The 21,294-nt window shown below is 55.9% G+C and carries 18 protein-coding genes; 9 read left to right on the top strand and 9 right to left on the bottom strand.

Going from position 1 to position 21,294, the window contains the following annotated elements:
* Positions 1-42: 42 nt before the first annotated feature.
* Positions 43-678, top strand: a complete 636-nt coding sequence (locus IEY52_RS08745; protein WP_189002303.1) for a DUF305 domain-containing protein — start codon at positions 43-45, stop codon at positions 676-678.
* 77 nt (positions 679-755) lie between these two features.
* On the opposite strand, the gene IEY52_RS08740 is transcribed toward IEY52_RS08745, so the two are convergent.
* From IEY52_RS08740 to IEY52_RS08725, 4 genes are all read right to left on the bottom strand, one after another.
* On the bottom strand, positions 756-1,187 hold the full coding sequence (locus IEY52_RS08740) for a hypothetical protein (RefSeq protein ID WP_189002302.1): 432 nt from the start codon (positions 1,185-1,187) through the stop codon (positions 756-758).
* A complete protein-coding gene (locus tag IEY52_RS08735; protein ID WP_189002301.1) occupies positions 1,184-1,768 on the bottom strand; it encodes a ferric reductase-like transmembrane domain-containing protein in 585 nt (194 codons plus the stop codon). The genes IEY52_RS08740 and IEY52_RS08735 overlap by 4 nt, the downstream gene beginning before the upstream one ends.
* 7 nt (positions 1,769-1,775) lie before the next feature.
* Entirely contained in the window at positions 1,776-2,231 is a 456-nt protein-coding gene (locus tag IEY52_RS08730; RefSeq protein ID WP_189002300.1) for a YcnI family protein, read from the bottom strand.
* A 183-nt stretch (positions 2,232-2,414) separates the two neighbouring features.
* On the bottom strand, positions 2,415-2,825 hold the full coding sequence (locus IEY52_RS08725) for a hypothetical protein (protein ID WP_189002299.1): 411 nt from the start codon (positions 2,823-2,825) through the stop codon (positions 2,415-2,417).
* Positions 2,826-3,013: 188 nt separating this feature from the next.
* Between IEY52_RS08725 and IEY52_RS08720 the strand changes: the two genes are divergently transcribed.
* The 7 genes from IEY52_RS08720 to nrdF all read left to right on the top strand — a co-directional run bounded on the left by IEY52_RS08720 (position 3,014) and on the right by nrdF (position 10,229).
* On the top strand, positions 3,014-4,024 hold the full coding sequence (locus tag IEY52_RS08720) for an extracellular solute-binding protein (protein WP_189002298.1): 1,011 nt from the start codon (positions 3,014-3,016) through the stop codon (positions 4,022-4,024).
* Entirely contained in the window at positions 4,025-5,044 is a 1,020-nt protein-coding gene (locus tag IEY52_RS08715; RefSeq protein ID WP_189002297.1) for an FAD:protein FMN transferase, read from the top strand. It abuts the gene before it with no gap.
* Between the two features lie 4 nt (positions 5,045-5,048).
* On the top strand, positions 5,049-5,660 hold the full coding sequence (locus IEY52_RS08710) for a DUF2271 domain-containing protein (protein ID WP_189002296.1): 612 nt from the start codon (positions 5,049-5,051) through the stop codon (positions 5,658-5,660).
* The gene (locus IEY52_RS08705) at positions 5,638-6,285 is read left to right on the top strand and encodes a PepSY-associated TM helix domain-containing protein (RefSeq protein ID WP_229684695.1); all 648 of its coding nucleotides are present in this window, start codon (positions 5,638-5,640) and stop codon (positions 6,283-6,285) included. Before IEY52_RS08710 ends, IEY52_RS08705 begins: the two co-directional genes overlap by 23 nt.
* A 518-nt stretch (positions 6,286-6,803) precedes the next feature.
* Positions 6,804-7,241: a class Ib ribonucleoside-diphosphate reductase assembly flavoprotein NrdI gene (gene nrdI, locus IEY52_RS08700; RefSeq protein WP_189002295.1), complete on the top strand. Its 438-nt coding sequence runs from the start codon at positions 6,804-6,806 to the stop codon at positions 7,239-7,241.
* Positions 7,174-9,258 (top strand): class 1b ribonucleoside-diphosphate reductase subunit alpha, encoded by a 2,085-nt coding sequence (gene nrdE / locus IEY52_RS08695; RefSeq protein WP_229684710.1) that lies wholly within the window; start codon positions 7,174-7,176, stop codon positions 9,256-9,258. The genes nrdI and nrdE overlap by 68 nt, the downstream gene beginning before the upstream one ends.
* Positions 9,246-10,229 (top strand): class 1b ribonucleoside-diphosphate reductase subunit beta, encoded by a 984-nt coding sequence (gene nrdF / locus IEY52_RS08690; RefSeq protein ID WP_189002294.1) that lies wholly within the window; start codon positions 9,246-9,248, stop codon positions 10,227-10,229. The genes nrdE and nrdF overlap by 13 nt, the downstream gene beginning before the upstream one ends.
* Before the next feature lie 155 nt (positions 10,230-10,384).
* On the opposite strand, the gene IEY52_RS08685 is transcribed toward nrdF, so the two are convergent.
* The 4 genes from IEY52_RS08685 to IEY52_RS08670 all read right to left on the bottom strand — a co-directional run bounded on the left by IEY52_RS08685 (position 10,385) and on the right by IEY52_RS08670 (position 15,038).
* Complete coding sequence (locus IEY52_RS08685) at positions 10,385-11,263, bottom strand: carbohydrate ABC transporter permease (protein ID WP_189002293.1); 879 nt, start codon at positions 11,261-11,263, stop codon at positions 10,385-10,387.
* Positions 11,263-12,246, bottom strand: a complete 984-nt coding sequence (locus tag IEY52_RS08680; protein ID WP_229684694.1) for a carbohydrate ABC transporter permease — start codon at positions 12,244-12,246, stop codon at positions 11,263-11,265. The genes IEY52_RS08685 and IEY52_RS08680 overlap by 1 nt, the downstream gene beginning before the upstream one ends.
* A gap of 79 nt (positions 12,247-12,325) precedes the next feature.
* A complete protein-coding gene (locus tag IEY52_RS08675) occupies positions 12,326-13,681 on the bottom strand; it encodes an ABC transporter substrate-binding protein (protein ID WP_189002292.1) in 1,356 nt (451 codons plus the stop codon).
* A gap of 361 nt (positions 13,682-14,042) precedes the next feature.
* Complete coding sequence (locus IEY52_RS08670; protein ID WP_189002291.1) at positions 14,043-15,038, bottom strand: LacI family DNA-binding transcriptional regulator; 996 nt, start codon at positions 15,036-15,038, stop codon at positions 14,043-14,045.
* Between the two features lie 1,010 nt (positions 15,039-16,048).
* On the opposite strand from IEY52_RS08670, the gene IEY52_RS08665 reads away from it, so the two are divergent.
* A complete protein-coding gene (locus IEY52_RS08665) occupies positions 16,049-19,696 on the top strand; it encodes a diguanylate cyclase (RefSeq protein WP_189002290.1) in 3,648 nt (1,215 codons plus the stop codon).
* A 78-nt stretch (positions 19,697-19,774) separates the two neighbouring features.
* On the opposite strand, the gene IEY52_RS08660 is transcribed toward IEY52_RS08665, so the two are convergent.
* Positions 19,775-20,722, bottom strand: a complete 948-nt coding sequence (locus IEY52_RS08660) for a Gfo/Idh/MocA family protein (RefSeq protein ID WP_189002289.1) — start codon at positions 20,720-20,722, stop codon at positions 19,775-19,777.
* Positions 20,723-21,294: the final 572 nt, after the last annotated feature.

Here is a 21,294-nt window from a genome sequence, read left to right as displayed (position 1 = left end):
GTGCCACTTGCAACGGAAGAAACACCAGAAGGAGTGCTCATTTTGAAAACATCACAGGCCACTGGAATCGCCCTGGTGACATTGCTGGCAGGAGGCGCAGGGGGATACCTGCTGGGTCAGCAAAAAAACGCCCCTGGAAATGCAGATGTGGCTTTTGCCCAGGACATGATGACCCACCACGCACAGGCCATAGACATGGCCAACCGCCTTTATGTGCGGTTGCTGGCAGAAAAAACCCTCTCTCCGCAGCAACAGAACCTGAAATACCTGTCCTATGACATCATCACGGGACAGAGCAACCAGAACGGTCAATTGCTGGGCTGGCTGTCTTTGTGGGGAAAATCTCCCAACAACCCCACCCCCATGGACATGCAGGCCATGGGCATGGCGACTTCTGAGCAGGTGGAAGCCCTCAGCGACTTGCCGCTCAATGAAGCCACCAGCCGTTTTCTGCAACTGATGATCCGTCACCACCAGGGAGGCGTGATGATGGCCGAAAGCGCCCTGAAATCAGCCAGAACCCAGGTGGTGAAGACCCTGGCCCAGAAGGTGGTGGGTGCCCAGAGCAACGAAATTCAGCAGATGAAAAACATGCTGACCGAAATGAAGGTTGAGCCACAGCAAGACCTGGAACAGATGGACATGGATTCCATGCCAGGAATGGACCACTCGAACTGAACCCAGCATCATGCATTGCAGCATCAAGCAAAAAGAGTCAGACGCATCTGTTCTGACTCTTTTTGTTGCTCACGGGTTCAGTGGGAGTGTTCGTGCTCATGTTCGGTTTCCTCAGCTTCGCCTGCCCGCACCACCCACTGCAGGGTGAAAGCATTGAAGTCTGATCCTGCACGGGGTTTTCCAGACAAAACCAGGGTGTAGGCTCCGCTGACAGGCAGGTTCACCGTGGCTTTCAGGTGGTTTTTGTCGGTGGAGAGTTTGGGGGTGCTTTGTGCTTTCACTCCTGCTTTGTAAGACCCTGCATAAACTTTGAGGGTGCAAATGCAGTTCTTGAGGGTGATGGGGATGCCGCCTTTCTGGTTCACTTCAAACCAGGTGGTGTTGTTGCCCACCACCGGGGCATCGTCGGGTTCAATGTGGATCAGTGCGCCCACATTGCCATCTTTTTCCACTTCATGGGCCAGCGCAGGGGTCAGGCCCAGCAACAGCAGCATCAGGATTTTTTTCATGTTCTTTTTTCCTTTCTGGTTCGCCATCCGAAGATCAGCAGGGTGAGCAGGGCAAGCAGGATGGAGGTCCACTTCATGGGATCCACCCCGAAATGAACCCCCACCCACACTGTGTGCACAATGGCCAGGAGGGTCATGGGGGGACCCAGGCGGTGCAGGGTTTTCCAGTGTTTGCCCATCTGGCGCATGGCGAAATGGGTGGAGGTGAGGGTCAGGGGCAGAAAACCCAGCAGGGCCACCACCCCGGCATAAATGGCCCACTGGTCAGGCTTGCTGAGGAATTCCACACTTTCCCAGTCTCGATCAAACACAGCCAGGTAAGCCAGCCAGGTGTGAATGACCGAGTACACAAAGGCCGCCACCCCCAGCATCCTGCGTTGCAGCATCAGTTTCAGGGGCCGGGCCAGCAACACCAGCACCAGCGACAGCACGGCAAACCAGCCATACACCTCACTTTGCCGCTGGGCAAAAGTGTGGGAGTGGGGATTGTACATGCAGAGCAGAATCCCTTCTGAAATCAGAGGGATGCCCAGCAGGAGCGCCCAGGAAATGACGGTTTTGGTTGCTGTGCGTCTGGCCATGGTCTGGTTACTTCAGGGTGGTCTTGCTGGCGGGGGTGTCTGCAGAGGAGTCATCCCAGGCCACCACAGTGCCATCACTGTAGGTCTGGTAGACCTTCCAGGCGAGGGTGCCTGCATCTGCCGGGTTGGTGGCAGAGAAGAAGAAGCGCTGAAATTCCATGGGCTCCAGGTTGCCTTTCCAGACCACGGCAGTGATGCGACCATTGGCGTCTTTTTCCACGGTGCGGACCCAGCCAGGCACGGGAATGAAACGGCTGATTTTGACTCCATCCGGGACAATCAGTCGGATTTCGGTGGTGGCGAGGTCTTTTTCAACAGGCACCTGCAGGCGGTAGGTTTCAGACTTGCCTGCAAGGCTCTCAGAAAGGCCCATTTCGGTTTTGACTGTGGCATGGGAGAAAGCCACAGAGAGCATCAGGGCAAGGCTGGCAGCAAGGGTTTTCTTCAGAAGGGTTTTCAGCATGGGGGGTGTCCTTTTGGCATTCAAAAGTGGATTTGCGAAATCAGGTTTGCGAAATCAGGCTGGCGAAATGAGAAACTGTGGTTTCAGACCATTCCATCTTGCAGGTGCATTGCGACCTGACCTCCAGACAGCTTGCACCTGCTGCCTGTGGATGAAACAGAATGGGTTTTCAGAAATGAAAAATCAAATGCTGCCAGAAGGGGGTGCCCTGGCTTTTGGCCTCAGGGCGACATTTTTGCCAAACACCAGCGGGCATTCCATGGCCTGCGTTTGCAACTTCTGGCTGTCTGGCAGCTTCTGGGACGCTGGAGCCTCTGACACCATGGGCATGCAGCAGGAGCAGTCATGGTTCTGGTGTTTGGAGGAATGGTCAGGATGTGAAGCTGCATTTTTGGCAGGCTGTGCCCCAGCATGGTGCATGTTGTGGTGCATGTGCTGGTGGGCTTGCAGAACAGTCTCAGGCTGTTCTGCAAGCCCATTCTGGGCAGCAGACTGGACAGCAGCTGACAGCATTTCGTGCTTCAGGTGCAGGGGAACCTGCAACAGGAAGAGCACAGCAGCCAGCAGCTGAACCCAGAGGCGAAGCTTCACCATGGTTCGCATGATGCCACAAATTGTGGGGTTGGATGCAGGGTCGTTGGTTTGTATGTTGCAACACCAGGCAGGTCAGAAAGCTGGCCTCTGCTGAACAGGGTCATCTGTCACCCTGTTGTCCTTCCTGTCAAGACAACCTCAAAAAACATATTTGACAAATCCGAGCAGCTTACTTAGGATTAACAGCAATGAAAACGTTCTGGCTTTCTGCATTTTTACTCATGGGAGGACTGGCACTGGGAAAGGCTTCTGTGGAAGCACCCCCTGCAGACCTCACGGTCTACTCAGGAAGATCAAAGGCTGCTCTGGATCCCCTGGTGCAGCATTATCAGGCCCGCACTGGACTGAAAATCAATGTGGTGTACGCCAATGACCGCGATCTGACCGCCAGATTGCAGCAGGAGAAAACCAGCAGTCCAGCGGACCTGTTCATCAGCAACACGTTCAGCACCATTGGCACCCTGGAAAGCCTGAACCTGTTCAGCAAACTGAATCCCAGTTTGACCACGGGTGTGCACAGCACATGGCTTCCAGCCAGCCAGAAGTGGACCCCACTGGCCCTCAAATTCCGCGTGCTGGCCTACAACCGGGACGTGATCAAACCCGAGCAGTTGCCTGAAAACCTGCTGGACCTCTCCAGACTGCAGCCCTACAAAGGAAGAATTGGCTGGGCACCCCTGGATGCTGGATTCCAGGAAATTCTGGGTTTGCTGGTGGAAACCCAGGGCATGGAAAAAGCCAGAATCTGGCTGGACCAGTTGCTGGCGCTGGAATTGCAAGATTACGGCAGTGGCAACACCGGCATGATGGAAGACCTGGGCAATGGAACCATTGATGTGGCCTTTTCCCAGCACATTCTGGTGCAGCGTTTTCAGCGGGCTGGTTACCATGTGGCTTCTGCTTTCTTCAAAGCAGGTGATGCAGGCAACCTGATGGACGGTTCTGCGGCTGCAGTGCTGAAGGCAGGGAAACATCAGGCCCAGGCGTTCCGCTTCCTCAAGTACCTCCTGAACAGCGAAGCCCAGGCATTCACCCTCAGCGTGAATTTCGAGTATCCGGTCATTGCTGCCCTTCCCTACCCCGCCACCCTGGTGCCCTACGCCCAGGTGGCCCAGATTGTCACCCCCCTGAACCCTGCAGACACCAGCAAACGGGTGCAACTGGGGCAGCAACTGCTGCAAGATGCAGGCGTGATGTAAATGCGCTTTTCTTGTGGCTGTTCCCACACACATGTCCGGCACTTTGACCATGTGCTGGGAACGGCCCTGGAAATCCAGCTTCAGACAAGTCACAAGGCCGCTGTTCAGGTTGCTGACCAGGCCATTCTGAAAGAGATTGACCGTCTGGAAGGGGTGTTCAGCCGCTTTCTGCCCAGCAGTGAATTGAACACCCTGCTGAACCATTCGGGCCAGAAACAAACCCTTTCCAGCGAAATGGCCTGGTTGTTGCACACCAGTCAGAAGTTCAGTGACCTGACGGGCAATGCCTACCATCCAGCAGCCGATCAACTCTGGCAGATGTGGAAACAGGCCAGCAACCTGAATGAATTGCCAGAGTACGATTTCCGTTTGCCTGCCTCCGACCTGTGGTCCTTTCATGCTGAACAGGATGTCACCCTGCACCATCAGGGCACCCTGAATTTCAATGCCCTGGCCAAAGGGCGCATTGCCGATCTGGCTGCACAGAAAGGCCACCAGGTTGAAGGCGTCCAGCAAACGCTGGTCAATCTGGGCGGAGACCTCAGGCACCTGGGATCCCATAAAGTTCTGGTCCAGATCGAGAATCCCTTCTCTCCATTCGATCAAAACCAGCCCGTCTCCGCTGTATTCATCTGCAATCAGGGGGTGGCCACCAGTGGTCCCTCCAGACGCAGTTTTCAGGTGGCAGGCCAGCAGTTCAACCACATTTTTGACCCGCGCACAGGCCGTCCGGTGCAGCATCTGGTCAGTGCCACAGTGCTGGCACCAGACTGCGCCACTGCAGATGTGCTTTCCACGGCTTTCAGTGTGCTGCAACCTGCAGAAAGTCTGGCTCTGGCAGACACCCTGCCTGACATTGGCTGCCTGCTCATCACCCGTGAAGGTGAAATTTTCAGCAATGCCTTCTGGGACCAGCACATCCCCAGAACATCCAGCCAACCCTCTCTCTTCTCGCGTCTGGTGCGCAGCTGGCGTGGTTTTCGCAAAACCAGACCCCCCAGCAGAATCCCCAAGAGGTAACCCCATGACCAACGAATCCAGCACCCCTTCCCGCTACTCCCGCCGCCGTTTCCTGGTGCAGGGAACCCTGTTCGCCGCTGGACTGACCTTCACCCGTTTGCTGGGCTCCAACGCCTTTGCCCAGAGCAAGAAAGCCCTGCTGCCAGAAAACATGGCCCTGGGTCTTTCCCTGACCCTGGTGCAACCTGCGGGCGGCCGGGTCGAGCGCCCTTACATCGCTGTGTGGATCGAGGATGAAGCAGGCAACCCTGTGCGCACCCTGGCTTTGTGGGTCAACAAGGCCGAAAAAGAGCGCACCCGCTGGATCAATGAACTGCGCCGCTGGTTCCGGGGCGACACCGCCCGCAAAGGCAAAGGTGGGGAGAACCTGGTGCCCACCTTATCGAGCGCCACCCGACAGCCTGGAAAGTACAGCGTGGAGTGGGATGGCAAGGACGACCGCAAGGAGCAGGCAGAACAGGGCGATTATTACATCTGCATCGAATCTGCCCGTGAGCACGGCAAGTATCACCTGATCCGCGAAAAAGTGTCTCTGGGCAAGGAGGCTCTGAGCAAGACCCTCAAGGGGAACATTGAGATTCAGGAGGTGGCCCTTGACTACCGAACCCAGAAATAATCCCATCAACAGGGCACAAAATGCTCCTGCAGTCAAAAAACGCCCACTGAAGGTGCGCGTTTACGCCCTGATGCGCTCCCTGCACCTGTACATCTCGATGTTCTCGCTGCTGATCATCCTGTTCTTTGCAGGGACTGGAATCACCCTGAACCATCCCGAGTGGGTGTTTGGCAGCGACATGGTGCGCAAGGATTTCTCTGGAAACCTGCCTGCAGACTGGAAGAAAGATGGAAAAATTGACCCTCTGGGGGTGGCCGAATTCCTGCGGGAAACCCACCATCTGAAAGGCAAAGCCCAGGACTTCCAGGAAGGCGACACCGAGAGTTCCCTGAGCTTCAAGGCTCCGGGGTACAGTGCAGATGCCTTCGTAGACATGAAGCACGGAACCTACACCCTGGCGGTGGATGCCCAGGGCGCAGTTGCAGCCATGAACGATTTACACCGGGGCAAAAATGCCGGGTCGGTGTGGGCGAAAGCCATCGATTTCTCCAGCATCTTTCTGATCCTGATTTCAGTCACAGGCATTGCCCTGATGCTGTACATGAAAAAAGTGCGCCTGGTGGCCCTGATCACCATTGTGGTGGGCAGTGGGGCCATGCTGGGCCTGATGTCTCTGGCCATGTGACAGACTGCAGAACACGCGAAAATCCAACCCCTCTGTTCAGCACAGGACCAGGGGGTTTTTGCTGGTTTTTGAAGGGACCTCAAAAATCGAAGGTCATCAGGACAGGCTGGGCTGGTGTGCTTGACCTTACTCAAAACTTGGTTATGATGTACATGTCTGGTGTCTTTAAGGGCACTGCATACAAGGGATTGATTTTAAAAGCTTCCCTTGATGTGACTGGGGAACCCGGTGAAAGGCCTGAACCATTCTGGGCAACATTCCGGGACTGACGCGCAACGGTGACTCTGGGGTCAAAACCAGAGAAGTCCGAATGCCAGTCGGATGCACCGCCTCGCGTCATGGGCACGTGAAAACGTGAATTTCACCCATCGCTTCCAGAAAAGAGCGACATGGTCAAACGGTACAGATCCCCCTGAACCCCACCTTCCGGGTGAGGGCTTTTTTGTGGACCTGCTTGAGGGCAGGCCAGTGTTCTTTTGTGTTGCTTTATGTTGTTGTGCAGGGTTATGGAGAGGGTCATGCTGCTGGTTTATGCGTCCAGAACAGGAAACATTGAACGGTTTGTGCGCAAACTGGGTGCATTGCCCGCTTTGAGGCTGTACTCGGGTGAGGAAACCGTGCAGGAACCCTGCTTGCTGCTGACTTACACAACAGGTCTGGGACAGGTGCCTGCAGAAGTCCAACAGTTCGCCAGCCGCAATGCCCACTGGATTCAGGCGGTGGCGGCCAGTGGCAACCGCAACTGGGGAGACAGCTACGGACGGGCCGCAGACGTGCTTGCACAGCAGTTGCAGGTTCCGGTGGTGCAGAAATTTGAACTCTCTGGTCGGCCCGGTGATGTGGTGCGGTTTTTAGAAGTGCTGGAAGGAGTGAAGGGTCTTGAACGAAGTGGTCATGGGTTATCTGGAACTGAACAGTCAGGTGATGCAGAAAAAAGAAGGGTTCTTTCAGATTGAGAAGGATCTGGAAGCTGTGCAGGCTTTTGAGCAGGAGGTGGAACAAAAGCTTTTGCGTTTCTCCTCTCCCCTGGTCCGCATGCACCGCCTGATTGCCGAACAGTATTACGAGAACTTCTTTGAGGTGTACTCCGAAGAAGCCGTGCTGGGCCTGATCGAGCAGGCGTACAGCCATCCTTTTCGGTTCCAGTCTTTCATGGCGGTGTCCAAGTTCTACAAGGATTACGCCCTGAAAACCAATGACAGGAAACACTACCTGGAGCGCTATCAGGACCGGGTGGTGGCGGTGGCCTTGCACCTCGGGCAGGGGAATGTGCAGCAGGCCAGCCGTTACATCAACGCCATGATGCAGCAGCGTTACCAGCCTGCCACCCCCACCTTTTTGAATGCAGGTCGGGCCAGAAGGGGTGAACTGGTGTCCTGCTTCCTGCTGGAAGTGGACGACAGCCTGAACGCCATCGGGTACAACATCAACACCGCCATGCAGCTCTCCAAGATTGGTGGGGGTGTGGCCCTGAACCTGTCCAAACTGCGTTCCAGAGGGGAATCCATCAAGGAGGTGGCCCTGGCCGCCAAGGGTGTGGTTCCGGTGATGAAGCTGCTGGAGGATTCCTTCAACTATGCAGACCAGATGGGGCAACGCAAAGGGGCCGGAGCGGTCTACCTGAACATCTTCCACTGGGATGTGGAAGAGTTTCTGGACACCAAGAAAATCAACGCAGACGAGAAGAGCCGCATCCAGACCCTCTCTCTGGGACTGATCGTGCCTGACCGTTTCTTTGAACTGGCTGCAAAAAACCAGGACTTCTACATTTTTGCTCCGCTGTCGGTGCGCAAAGCCTTCGGACAGCACCTGGATGACATGGATCTGGACGTGATGTACGACCAGCTGGCCTCCCATCCAGAGGTGGTCAAGAAGCCCTTGAATGCCCGTGCCATGCTGACCCGCATTGCCACCACCCAGTTTGAATCGGGCTACCCTTACATCATCTACAAATCTGCGGCCAACCGCATGAACCCTTTAAAGAACATTGGGCAGATCAAGATGTCCAACCTCTGCACCGAGATTTTCCAGCTGCAGACCACCTCCAGCATCGGGGATTATGGCGAGGCAGACCAGATCGGGCATGACATCTGCTGCAACCTGGGGTCCCTGAACATCGTGAATGTGATGGAGGCCGGGAGCTTGCAGGAAAGCGTGCACACGGGCATGGACGCCTTGACCGCCGTGTCTGACATGTCCAGCATTGCCAACGCTCCGGGGGTCAAAAGCGCCAACGATGCCTACCATGCGGTGGGTCTGGGGGCCATGAACCTGCACGGCTTTCTGGCCAAAAACCACCTGCGTTATGAGAGCGAGGAGGCCCGCGATTTTGTGCGCACCTTCTTCATGATGGTGAATTTTTACTCGCTGGAGCGCAGCATGCAGATTGCCCGCGAGAAAGGCCAGACCTTCCTGAACTTTGAGCAGTCCGATTACGCCACGGGCACTTACTTCAAGCTGTACGAGGACACCTCTTTTGCACCCCGCACCCAGAAAGTGCAAAAGCTCTTTGAGGGCTTCCAGATTCCCACCCAGGCAGACTGGGCCAGACTGAAAGCCGAGGTGCAAAAACACGGCCTGTACCACGCTTACCGCATGGCCATTGCACCCACGCAGAGCATCAGTTACATCCAGAACTCCACCTCTTCGGTGATGCCCATTGTGGACCACATCGAAGCCAGAACTTACGGGAATGCCACCACCTATTACCCCATGCCGTTCCTGTCTCCCGAGACGTTCTTTTACTACAAATCTGCCTACCACATGGACATGATGCAGGTGATCGATCTGGTCTCTGAAATCCAGCAGCATGTGGACCAGGGCATCAGCACCATCCTGTACGTCACCAGTGAAACCAGCACCCGCGATCTGGCCAGGCTCTACATTTACGCCTACAAGAAGGGCCTGAAAAGCCTGTATTACACCCGGACCAAGAACCTGAGTGTGGAGGAATGCATCTCATGCGCCATCTGACCGAAACATCCCCTTTCTCTGCCGTCAACTGGAACCTCACCCAGGACCCTTACAGCAAACTGTTCTGGGACCAGAACGTGCGGCAATTCTGGGTGGATGAGGAAATCCCACTGGCAGACGACAAACTGGTCTGGATGACCCTTTCCAGAGAAGAACAGCGCACCTACGAGCATGTGCTGGGTGGCCTGACTTTGCTGGACACCGAACAGGGCAGTTTCGGGATGCCCCAGATTGCCCACGCTGTGCCCAACCTGCAGAGCAAAGCCGTGCTGAGCTTCATGGGAGCCATGGAGCACATGCATGCCAAGAGCTACAGCAGCATTTTCTCCACCCTCTGCACCACCGAACGCATCAACGGGATTTTTGGCTGGGTGGAAAAAAACCGATTCCTGCAGGACAAGATTGATTTTGTACACCGGCAGTACAGCAACATTCACAACGACAGAACCCTGTACCTGGCCATGACCACCAGTGTTTTTCTGGAGTCCTTTCTGTTTTACTCTGGCTTTTTTTACCCGCTGTATCTGGCGGGTCAGGGCAAACTGGTGAGCAGCGGGGAAATCATCAATTTGATCATCCGGGACGAGTCTGTGCACGGGGTGTACACCGGACTGCTGGCCCAGGAGGTTTTCCAGCGCCTTCCTGAACGGGCACAAAAAGAAGTGCAGCAGGAAACCGTGGGCATTCTGGAACAGCTTTATGGGCTGGAAACCCGTTACACCAGCGAACTCTATGCCCCTCTGGGTCTGACCGAGCAGGTGCTGCAGTTTTCCCGGTACAACGCAGACAAGGCCCTGATGAACCTGGGGCAGGAGGTGCACTTTGATGTTTCTGAAGAGGACATCAACCCGATGGTTCTGAGCGGTCTGCGCACCGACACCAAGAACCACGATTTCTTTTCCACCAAGGGAAACGGCTACATCAAGACCACCCGTGTGGAAGCCTTGCGGGACGAAGATTTCGTTTTTTGAGTTTTCAGTAAACAGTTTTCAGTAAACAGCCAAAAACCCCGAGCATACAATCTCGGGGTCTTTTCTTTTTGTTTTCTGCAAGCAAATTTCAGAGGAAAACAACACTTCTGCTGTGAACTGTTTACTGAAAACTGTCTGCTGTGGACTTCCGGCACTCAGCCTTTGACCGATCCAGCCAGAATGCCCTGCACAAAATAGCGTTGCATGGTGAAAAAAAGCAGCAGGGGGAGGGCCATGGAAATGAACGCCGCTGCGGTCAGAAGTTGCCAGCCGTCTCCGTACTGGCCCACCAGATAGGAAATGGCCACGGGCAGCACGGCCACCGAGGGGGTGCCTCCCAGGAAGATCAGGGCCACCAGCAAATCGTTCCAGACCCACATGAATTGAAAGATCGCCAGGGAAGCCAGTGCAGGCACAGAGGTGGGCAAAGCCAGCCTGAAAAATGCCACCAGCGGAGAAGCACCATCCAGATAGGCAGACTCGAACATCTCTTTTGGCAAAGCACTGAAAAAGTTGCGCATCAGAAAGATGGCGAAAGGCAAACCAATCCCGGCGTGAAAAATCCACACGGCTTCAAAACGCCCGGTCAGGTGCAACGCAGACATCAGCTTCAGAATGGGACCCAGGGACATCTGGATGGGCACGATGGACAGGGCCACCAGTACCGTGAAGATCAGGTTGCTGCCCGAAAAGCGCATCCAGGAGAACGCGTAAGCCGCCAGGGAGGCCACGGCAATGGTCAGGACTGTGGCCGGGATGGTCAGGTACAGGCTGTTCACAAAAGCCAGACCCAGGTTGTTGGCGGCAAAGACCGCCTGATAGTTGGCAAGGGTGAATTCACTGAAGGAAAAGGTCCACCAGCCGGTATTGGCAATTTTGTCCTGGGGTCGGAAAGAACTGACCAGGAGGGCCAGGGTGGGCAAAATCCACATCACGCTGGTCAGGAGCAGGAGCAGGTAGGTGGGCAGGTTGCGAAAGAACACCACACTCAGCCATGGGCTGCGCTGGGCATTCACTTTTTTCTGGACGATCATCAGCGGTTCTCCTGGGCGTGAAAGCGCCGCACGTTCTGCACCATGAAGGGGAAGATCACCACCAGCAGGATCACTGCCAGCGTGCTGGCCATCCCCAGATCGCGGGAACTGTACAGTTGCTTGTAAATCTGGTTGGCGATCACATCGGTGCCGAAGTTGCCAGCGGTCATCACATACACGATGTCGAACATCTTCAGGGCGTTGATCACCATGGTGGTGGCGACCACGGAAATGGTGGGGGCCAGCAGCGGAACGGTGATGCGGCTGAACACCTGCCATTCGGTGGCTCCATCCACCCGTGCAGCTTCATGGACTTCTTCTGGGAGACTGCGCAGACCTGCGTTGAGGATCACCAGGCAGAACCCGGTGAACATCCAGACCCCCACCACAATCAGGGCCAGGTTGTTCCCTGGCTGCTGGAAAATCCAGGCCACTGGAGGAATGTGGAACAGCCCTGTCACCACAGCATTGAGGGTGCCAATCTGGGGGGCATCTTCGGGGCGGTAGGCGTACATGAAACGCCAGATCACACCCGTGGCCACAAAAGAAATGGCCATGGGCATGAACAGGATGGTCTTGACCGGACCACCATATTTCACCCGGTTGACCAGCACCGCGAGGGCCAGCCCACCGCACACGGTCACTCCGGTGAAAAAGACAATCCAGTACAGGTTGTTGACCATGGAACCCAGCATCTGTGGGTCCGTGAAGGCCGTGATGTAGTTCTGGATGCCCACGAAAGGACCCGTGACGGCATCTCCGGTGACATGCTGGAAACTGGCCACAAAAGATTGCAAGAGGGGCCAGACCATGATCACCACCAGCAAAAGCAGGGCTGGAGACAGCCAGATCCAGGGGCGAATGGCTCCCTGGCGGCTTCTGGGCAGGCGGGCAATCAGGGCCTCACCCAGGTACAGATAAAACAGCAAACCTCCCACAATCAGAACAGGGATCAGGAAGGCAAGGACAAGTTTTTCCAACATCGATCTCTCCTGGGCACCCGGACCAGATGGAGGTGCCATCCAGTCCGGGTTGCGTTTCATAGCCCATCAGGCTGAACGGTCAGTAAACTTCCTGACGGGTTTTTTCCAGTTCCTGCAAGATGGCGTCCAGTCTGGAGGGGTTCTGCACGTAATCCAGGATGGCCTTCCAGAAGGCTTTGTTGATGCGATCCGGCATCAGGTCAGAAGCGTCAAAGCGCACCGATCTGGCCCCATTGAGGGTCTTCTGGAAACCTGCAGCCATTTTGTTGGGGAGCACACTGAGGGCCACGCGCTTGTTGGGCGAGAGTTTGCCTCCCAGGCTGGGCCAGATGGATTGCGCTTCGGTGCTGGCGAGGTATTTCATCAGCAGGGCACTCTGGGGGGTTTTCTTGAACAGGCCCACCATGTCTCCGTTGATCTCAATGGTGCCAGCGTACTGTGGGTTGATGTTGGGGAAACCGAAGAAATTGTAGCCAGTGATGGCCTGCAGTCCGGGGGTGTTCTTCTCTAAGAAGGAGGGGATGAAGGAGGCCTGATGGTGCAGGAAGCATTTGGGCGGGTTGCCGAACATGGGGGTGGCGGCATCGCTGAAGTTGGTGGTCAGCACGGTGGTGGGGCCACCGTAAACCATTTTGGGATCCGTGGCGACCTTGCCAAAAGCCTGGAAGGCAGATTTGACTTCGTTGGAGGTCCAGGGGAGTTTGCCCTGATACCACTGGTCGTAGACTCTGGGACCACTCTGCCTGAGCAGGATGTTCTCCACCCAGTCGGTTCCGGCCCAGCCTGAAGCAGCTCCGCTCTCCACACCCACGCACCAGGGTGTGGTGCCTGCAGCGGCAGTCTTGCTGGCCCAGGCAGCCAGTTCATCCCAGTTTTTGGGGTTTTTGGGGCCTTTGTAGGTTTTGGTGTTGTACCAGACCAGGCCTTTCACATCGGCATTGATGAAAAGCCCGTAGGTCTTGCCCTTGTAACCGCCGAGATCCAGGAACCCTGGTCCGAAGTTCTTTTCCAGCACTGAAGTGCCCACAATGCCATCCAGATCCGTGAGCTTTCCACCTTCTGCCCATTCCTGCAGCAGGCTGATGGAAGGCACCACAGCGATGTCAGGAGCATTTCCCCCCTGCACACGGGTGGTCAGCACAGCGTTGATGTCACGGGTGGCCTCGTATTCCACCTGAATGCCTGTGGCATCCGTGAAGGGTTTGATGGCCCGCAAAAAGTTTTCTTGCTCCACACCGGACCAGACAGCAAAAACAGAAACTTTACCTCCGGGCTTCTGGCCTTTGACCAGCGAACTGGCGTAATTGAAAGCTTTCTTCTCCAGGTCTGCAGTGGCAGCAAATGCAGAGTGTGCCAGGAAAAAAGTGCTGCAGGCCCCCAGCAAAAGGGCCTTGTGGATGTGCTGAACAGATGAACGCATGACAGATGAACGCATGTTCTTTCCTCCTTCAGAGACAGAGACTTCAGAAACAAAGGCTTCGAGTGCAAAACCAGACCTCAGGCAGCACAAAGCCAGCACGTCCACGGTTCAAAACATGAACTGTGAATCTGCAGGTTTGCTGGTGAGATCAGGGAAAAGCCAGAACAACAAACGACGGGGCAACCTGGTGGGGTTCAGCCCGCAAGGTGGATCAGGGTGGCAAGACAGCCTCCTTCAGAACATTGAATTTCAGGGGAAAAGGGGATCAGGGAAGCATCAGGACAACATGCAGAAAGCAAGGATTGAGGACACCCGCAGCATTTGAGGTGCTGGAGTCAGGTTTTGAGGCAACAGAACTGCAGGTTCAATCAGCAGGTCAGGTGGTCTGGCGCTGGATCACCCGCACAGGCAAGATCACCTGCTGGGCAGAAGCACTGGGGTTGGCCAGGCGGTCCAGCAGCAAGCGGGCTGCCACTTTTCCAGATTCGATGAGCGGTTGATGCACGGTGGTGAGTCCCAGAAAATCTGCGAAATCCATGTCATCGAAACCGATCACGGCGATGTCGTCTGGCACTTTCAGGTTCAGTGCGCGGGCAGCTTTGAGCACCCCGGCGGCCTGCAGATCGCTGTAGGCAAAGATGGCATCTGGTGGATCTTTCAGGCTGAGGAGTTCGGTGGCCTGCTTCTGGGCTTCTTCCACCCCGTAGGTGCCCAGCGAGATGTAGCGGTCAGGAAGTCCGATTCCGGCATCTTCCAGGGCTTTTTTGAAGCCGGTGAGCCTGCCTCCAGAGAGCACCACTGTGGAGTGGGCAAATTGCTGTTCTCCCAGAAAAGCGGGCCTTTTGTAGCCTCTGGACAGCAGGTGTTCTGCAGCAAGTCTTCCTCCTTTGACGTTGTCGATCTCCACACTGCTGAAATCCTGGGCATCGCATTCCACGAGCACGGTTTCCAGTTTGCGGTCTTGCAGGCGTCTGACCACCTGGTCTCCCAGGGGCAGGGACATCACGATCACACCATCGAGGTGCCCGGTGATGGGAAGTTTGGCGAGGTAATCCCCTTCCCGCTGTGGCGAAGTCTGGTCGTAGACCACCACCTTGTAAGGCTGGTTTCTGAGGGCATCCAGCACCCCGGCCAGCCTCATGTTGAAAGAGGCATACGCCGTGAAGGTGGCCACCACGCCAATGGATCCATAGCCTTTGCGGCTGTAGGTCACGGCTTCCAGTTTGGGAACAAACTTCAGATCGTCTATGGCTTTCATGACCTTCTGCAAGGTAGCAGGCTTGACTTTCGCTGGTGTGTTGATGACGTTGGAGACGGTTGCGACGCTGACTCCAGCTTTTTGAGCCACGTCGTAAATGGTGGGCCTAGACATAGGTATACTCTACCCGATGAAAATACGGCTGCTGAACGTATGGCTCTAGGTGGTTCTCAGTATGTTTCAGCATCCGGGTTTTGTCAACAGTTTTATTAAACCAGTTCAATTTTGCTCTGGGATTCATTTATACAGCACTTCGATTGATCTGCCACCAAACAAAGTCTCCGATTTTTCGCATAAACATTCAAGATTTTCCAGGAAAAATGCACCGGGTTCAGGCAGTTGGACTTTCCGATAGCGCATACGGTGACACAACACCACCGAAAAACTTCAATTTTTCATTCTCAGCACACAATTTAATCCAGAACTTCTTCCCGTCCAGCCGAAAGCGCTCCTGCTTCCGGGTAAAATTCCGCCCAACCCCTCACCGAACTTCAAGCACAAGAGATTTTGAAGAAAACTCCATTCAGAACGAAGTGGTTTTGATTTTTGAACTGCTTCAATGAACCAATTGACAGCACTTCGGTAACCATGCATACTGATTGCACCCGAAGCCAGAGTCTGGAACGCAAGGGAAGAACCTTGCTGTTTTCCTCACCGTCGTCCTGCCTCTTATGCCTGGCTCTGGCTTTCGGGATGCCCTGTATGTGCTTTTTTGATCCCGACTGCTTTTACAGCAGCATCAACTCTGGTGCCCACTGCACCGCATTCTCTTTCAGGTCAGAAGCGCCCTGGGTGGCAACAGGGTTTTCTGAGTGGTTTGCTGGATCCCTTTCCTCCTTCGCCCCCTCCAGATTGGAGGGGGAACTGTTTTTACTGTTCAGAATGAAGGTTTTGCGCATTCGGAAAACCCAACAGGATGGAAAGAAAGCTGACAGGTCAGGGCTGTTAGACTGGCAACAGATCAAGCAATCCTCCCCAGAGCACATCAAACATGGACGTTTCTCCGGGCTTCGTCTGCACATCCACCAGAACCCAACAGCATTGCTTCCGCTGGCTGCGTCCTCTCCAAAAGGCATTCAGGCACCACCGGCCACCGGATTTCCCATTCCGCTGAGGAGCAACAGATGAACCACCCTGCCCACGGGCAAATGAAACCAGAAGAACATTACATCCGGGATCCCCTGACGGGAGCCTACACCCGTGGTCTGCTGGACTCACGGCTGAGTGAAGAAGTGGCCCGATCCCAGCGGGAACAGGGTCAGCTGACCGTGTGTCTGTTTGACATCGACCACTTCAAGAGTGTCAACGATGCTTACGGCCACGCTCGGGGAGATGAAGTGCTGGTGCATCTGGTGCAGGTGGTGCAGGCCAGCCTGAGAACTTCAGATGTGCTGTTCCGTTACGGTGGAGATGAATTTGTGGTGCTGCTTCCCTCCACCGGACGTGCCCAGGCAGAAATTGTATGCCAGCGCATGGTGCAGCAGGTGCGCTCCCAGGTGCTGGAAGGGTCTCCCCCGCTCAAAATCTCCATCAGCATGGGGCTGGCGGTTTTTCCCGAAGACGCTTCTGGAGGCCGGGAGCTGCTGCAGGTGGCAGACGAACGCAACTATCTGGCCAAACGCCAGGGCCGGGACCGCTTTGTCAGTCAATCCCTGGCCGAAAAACCCGCTTTGCAGTTCGATGCCCAGTCCAGACCCCTGGAACGGGACCACCAGCTGGGCGTGTTCCACCAGTTCATGCACCGGCTGGAAACCAGCAGAACTGGCATCCTGCGCATCACTGGAGAAACAGGCTCCGGGCGCACTTTCTTTCTGAATCGCATCCAGCAGGATTTGCATGCCAGAAACCACCTTCACCTTGCCCTCACCCCCACCCGCACCCTGCAGCACCGCCCTTACGCGGTTTTTCAGCATGCCCAGGGTCTGGAGGTGTCCATTCAGGCTGGGGTCACAGGCATTGTCAGACAATTGACCCAGGCTGTGCAGGAACAGCAAAAAGCAGGACTGGCCCTCCTGATTGAGAACATGGCCCTGCTGGACTGGGCCAGCCGTGCCCTGCTGTCCCGGCTGTTGCAGGACTGGAGTGGTCCTCCTCTGGCCATCATTTACACGCAGGGCGTGCAGGACATTCCGCCAGTGTTGCAGCCAGGCAACCGCAATGAAGTGCAGGTGGTGCTCACACCCCTGTCCCGGCATGCCATTCAGGTGTGGATGCGCGAAATCCTGCGCTGGGAAGCCCCTGCAGAATTGATCGACTGGATTTTTGGAACCTCTCAGGGGTTGCCTGCCCGGGTCAGGACCATCCTGCAGGCCCTGCTGGACCAGAAGCAACTGCTGCGTCGGGAGGAGGGCTGGCAGCTGGATGCAGGATTTCGGGGCACAGTGCTGAACTTTCAGCATGAACAGGCCACCCCCACCACCCTGCCTGTCCCCTCCACCCACTTCTTTGGCCGGGAAAAAGAATGGGCCGAGGTCAACAGCCTGTTTGAACACCGCAGGCTGGTCACCCTGGTGGGACCGGGAGGCATTGGCAAAACCCGCCTGAGCATCGAGGTGGCCGAATTGCGGCAGGAGCACTACCAGGATGGGGTTTGGTTTGTGGGCCTGGACAGCATCCAGAACCCTGAACTGGTGGTGCCCAGCATCGCAAGGGTGCTGGGGATCAAAGAAGGCCGCCGCCCCCTGATTGAAGACCTCAAAGACCACCTGAAAAAACAGTCCAGACTGCTGGTGCTGGACAATTTCGAACAGGTGATTGAAGCTGCACCCCTGCTGGATGGGTTGCTGGCTGCTGCCCCTGGTTTGCAGATGCTGGTGACCAGCCGTGAAAAACTCAACATTTCAGGAGAGCAGGTTTTTGTGGTGCCTCCGCTGGGCATGCCTGCCGACCGGGACATCACCAGCGAGGAAGAAGCCTACCAGTACAGCGCCATGAGCCTGTTCATTGACCGGGCCAGGGCTGTGCTCCCAGGACTGGAGCTTTCCAGGGCACAGCTGAAATCCATCCAGCAGATCTGTCAGCAACTGGACGGCCTGCCTCTGGCCCTGGAACTGGCAGCGGCCTCTCTGGATCTGTTCTCTCCTGAAGAACTGGCCCATGACCTGGGGCAGAAAAGGCTGGACGTTCTGACCGAAGGCCCCCGCAACCTGGCCGAACGCCAGAAAACCCTGCGCAACACCATCAGCTGGAGCCACCACCTGCTGAACCCACAAGAGCAGTGGGTGTTTGCCCGCATGGGGGTTTTTCTGGGAGGCTGGTCTTTCGAGGCGGCACAGGCCGTCTGCTCCGAAATGTCCACCCTGTTCACCAGCGCTGTTTCCCTGCAAAGCACCCTGATGAAACTGGCCGCCAAAAGCCTGATTCAGTTTCAGCGCAACCAGAAACGCTTCAGCATGCTGCAGACCATCCGGGAATTTGCACAGGAAAAGCTGCAGGCCTCACAGGAGCAGGCCCAGGTGCAACACGCCCATGCACAACACTTCCTGAACCTGGGACAGCAGGCCGAAGGGTACCTGGTGGGCGATGGTCAGGACGACTGGCTGGAGCGCCTGCAAATCAACCATGGAAACCTGCGGGAAGCCCTGACCTACATGCTGGAGCACCATGAGGTGCTGTGGGCCATGCAGCTCTGCAACAGCATCTGGAAATTCTGGCAGTTCAAAACCCACCACCAGGAAGGCCGCAACTGGATCAGGCAGGTGCTGTTGCGCAGCAAAATGGCCCTGCTCAGCAGCAAAAACCTGGAGGAGCGCAAAGTGCTGCGGGAACTCGAAGCCCGCCTGCAAATGGCTGGAGGCTGGCTGGCCAACGACCAGGCCGACCATGCCGAATCTGCAGAGCTTTTCTATGCTTCTCTGGCAGGATTCCGTGAAGTGGGAGACCGTCGGGGCATAGGATTGGCCTTGCAGGGCACCGGAGAGGTGATGATGAACCATGGTCAGTATCCAGAGGCCATGCACCACTTCGAGGAAAGCCGCCAGATCATGCAGGAACTGGGTGACCTGGAGGAATATGCCTGGGTCACAGACCACCTGGGGCGCTGCCAGCAGATCACCGGGCAACTGGAGGCTGCCGAGGAAAGCTTCACGCTGTGCAGCCAGCTGTTTCGCCAGCTCAAACAACACTGGGGGGAAAGCATCGCCACCATCCATCTGGCAGATGTGCTGGTGAGACAGGCCAAGTTCACCCAGGTGTTGCACCTGACCTCACCCTGGATCAGGCAGCAGCGGGACAAGAAAGACACCAGTGGTTTTGTGTACGCCATGGCCCTGGGATGGTCTGGAGAGTCCCATCTGCACCTGGGGCACTTTGAGCAGGCCCGTGAAGACCTGGAAGAAGCCCTCGAGACCTGCAACACCTCAGGTTTTCGGTTGACCCGCATTCCTGTGACCCTCAGCCTGCTTCACCTGTTGCAGGGCAGCCTTGAAGACGCTGTACCCCTGCTGCTTTCCACCCTGCGCATTGTGAAAGCCCTGCATGATCCGGTGCGCGTCCTGGAAATGCTCATTCCCATGGTTCACCTGCAGCTTCTGAAGGGCAACCCGCAAAAAGCTGTGGCTTATCTGGGCGCACTTTCTCACCTCAAAAAGGAATATGACATCCAGTCCACCCCACAGGAGGCTTTTGTGCTGGACCCCCTCCAGCTTGAACTGCAAGCCCAGCTTTCTCCAGCAGAATTCGGGCAGCACTGGCAAAAGGGGGCAACTTTCAGCAAAACCGAATTGCTGCAACAGCTGGAATTGGAATTGCAGAAACTGCAGCAATCACAATGACCGAAACCAGAAACAAACCAGAACCCCCTGCATGCGGCAGGGGGTTCATTCTTGGAAAATTCATGTTCCTCAAAAAGCTCAAAAACCAGGGTAGCCCACCTGCTTCAACACCTGATCCAGAATCCGGGCCTGATCCAGAGAATCCAGGTGCAAGGGGTACTGCACGGTTTCTTCTCCCCTGGCGGCACGCTCGAAGTGCTGCACCATCTGGGTGTAGCCGTTGACCTCATCGAAAGTTTCTGGGAGGCCATTCAGGGTCAGGGTGGCGTTGTGTCCCATGCTCACAAAGGGAGCATTCAGGTGCACGACCCCATGGGCACCCACCACAGTGAGAAATTGCTCGAAGGGAACTGCAAATGATGCGTCCAGATGGCCCACAAAGCCCCCAAAGTCCAGCAGGGCACTGGTGGTGTGGTCCACCCTGCTCTCTGTGAACTGGGCCACGGCCTGCACAGCAACCGGGGCTTTGCCTGCCACCAGACGCATGATGTCCACGCAGTAACAGCCCACATCGTAAAAGGCCCCTCCGCCCAGTCTGGGATCCCAGCGGATGTCATCCGGGTTCCCGAGGGTGAAAGTGAAGGCCGAACGCATGGTGCGCAGTTCTCCCAGTTGACCGGAACGCACGATCTCCAGCAGGCGCTGGATCTGGGGGTGGAAACGGTAGAAGAAGGCCTCCATCACCACCTTGCCAGAAACTTGCTGGGCAGCCATCATGGTCTGGACTTCTGCGGCATTGAGGGTGAGGGGTTTTTCACACAGCACGTGTTTGCCTGCTTCCAGGGCTTTGACGGTCAGGGGCAGGTGGCCGGAGTTGGGGAGTGGGTTGTAGATGATGTCGATGTCCGGGTGGGCCAGCAGTTCGTCGTAACTGAGGGCATGTTCAATCTGGTTGTGGGAAGCGTAATCTCTGGCCCGTTGCAGGTCACGGGCAGCCACGGCAAAAACAGTGCTGCCTGCCTCACGGATGGCAGGAATCAGGGCTTTTTGGGCGATGTTGGCGGCTCCGAGGATTCCCCAGTTCATGTGTGCTCCTTGGCATGGCAGCAGGAGGATCTCTGCCTGCGGGAAGATGCATTTTCCTGAACGCAGGCTTTGTTTACTGAAACCCTGTGCTGAAACCCATCATAAAACCTTCCACACCTGAACCTGAGGGCAATCTACACAAATCCAGGCTTGCAGGAAAACACCAGAATGCAAGCCAGAACCCAGATGGGTTGGACATTTAAGTTCAACATTTGCATCTGCTCTGCAACGTCTAAACCGATTCCAGATTCCTCCTCATCTGAATCGGCTATCATGAGGAGATCTTGGAGCGGGAATCTGTATGGCCCGAGATGTGAAAGGGTTGATCCTGAAAAAACCACAGAAGGTCTGTTTTCTTCGCCTGATGTGTTTGCTCCTGCATTTGATCTCAACACTTAGCACCCCTCTCAACCACCGCTCATCGCACTAAACCGGGTGTTTCACAAGCACCGGATGGAGATTTTAAATGGCTGCCATTGTGCCTCCCAACATCCTCAGTACCGTTTCACGCACCCCAGCAGGGTTGCTGTCCAACCGCGAAAAAGACACCCTGATTGAACGCGCCTTCACCG

Origin of the sequence: Deinococcus roseus (genome assembly GCF_014646895.1) — a bacterium.
Taxonomy (GTDB): Bacteria; Deinococcota; Deinococci; order Deinococcales; family Deinococcaceae; genus Deinococcus_C; species Deinococcus_C roseus.
The sequence above is the reverse complement of the archived record's forward strand: the minus strand, read 5'-3'. Positions and strand labels throughout refer to the sequence as shown.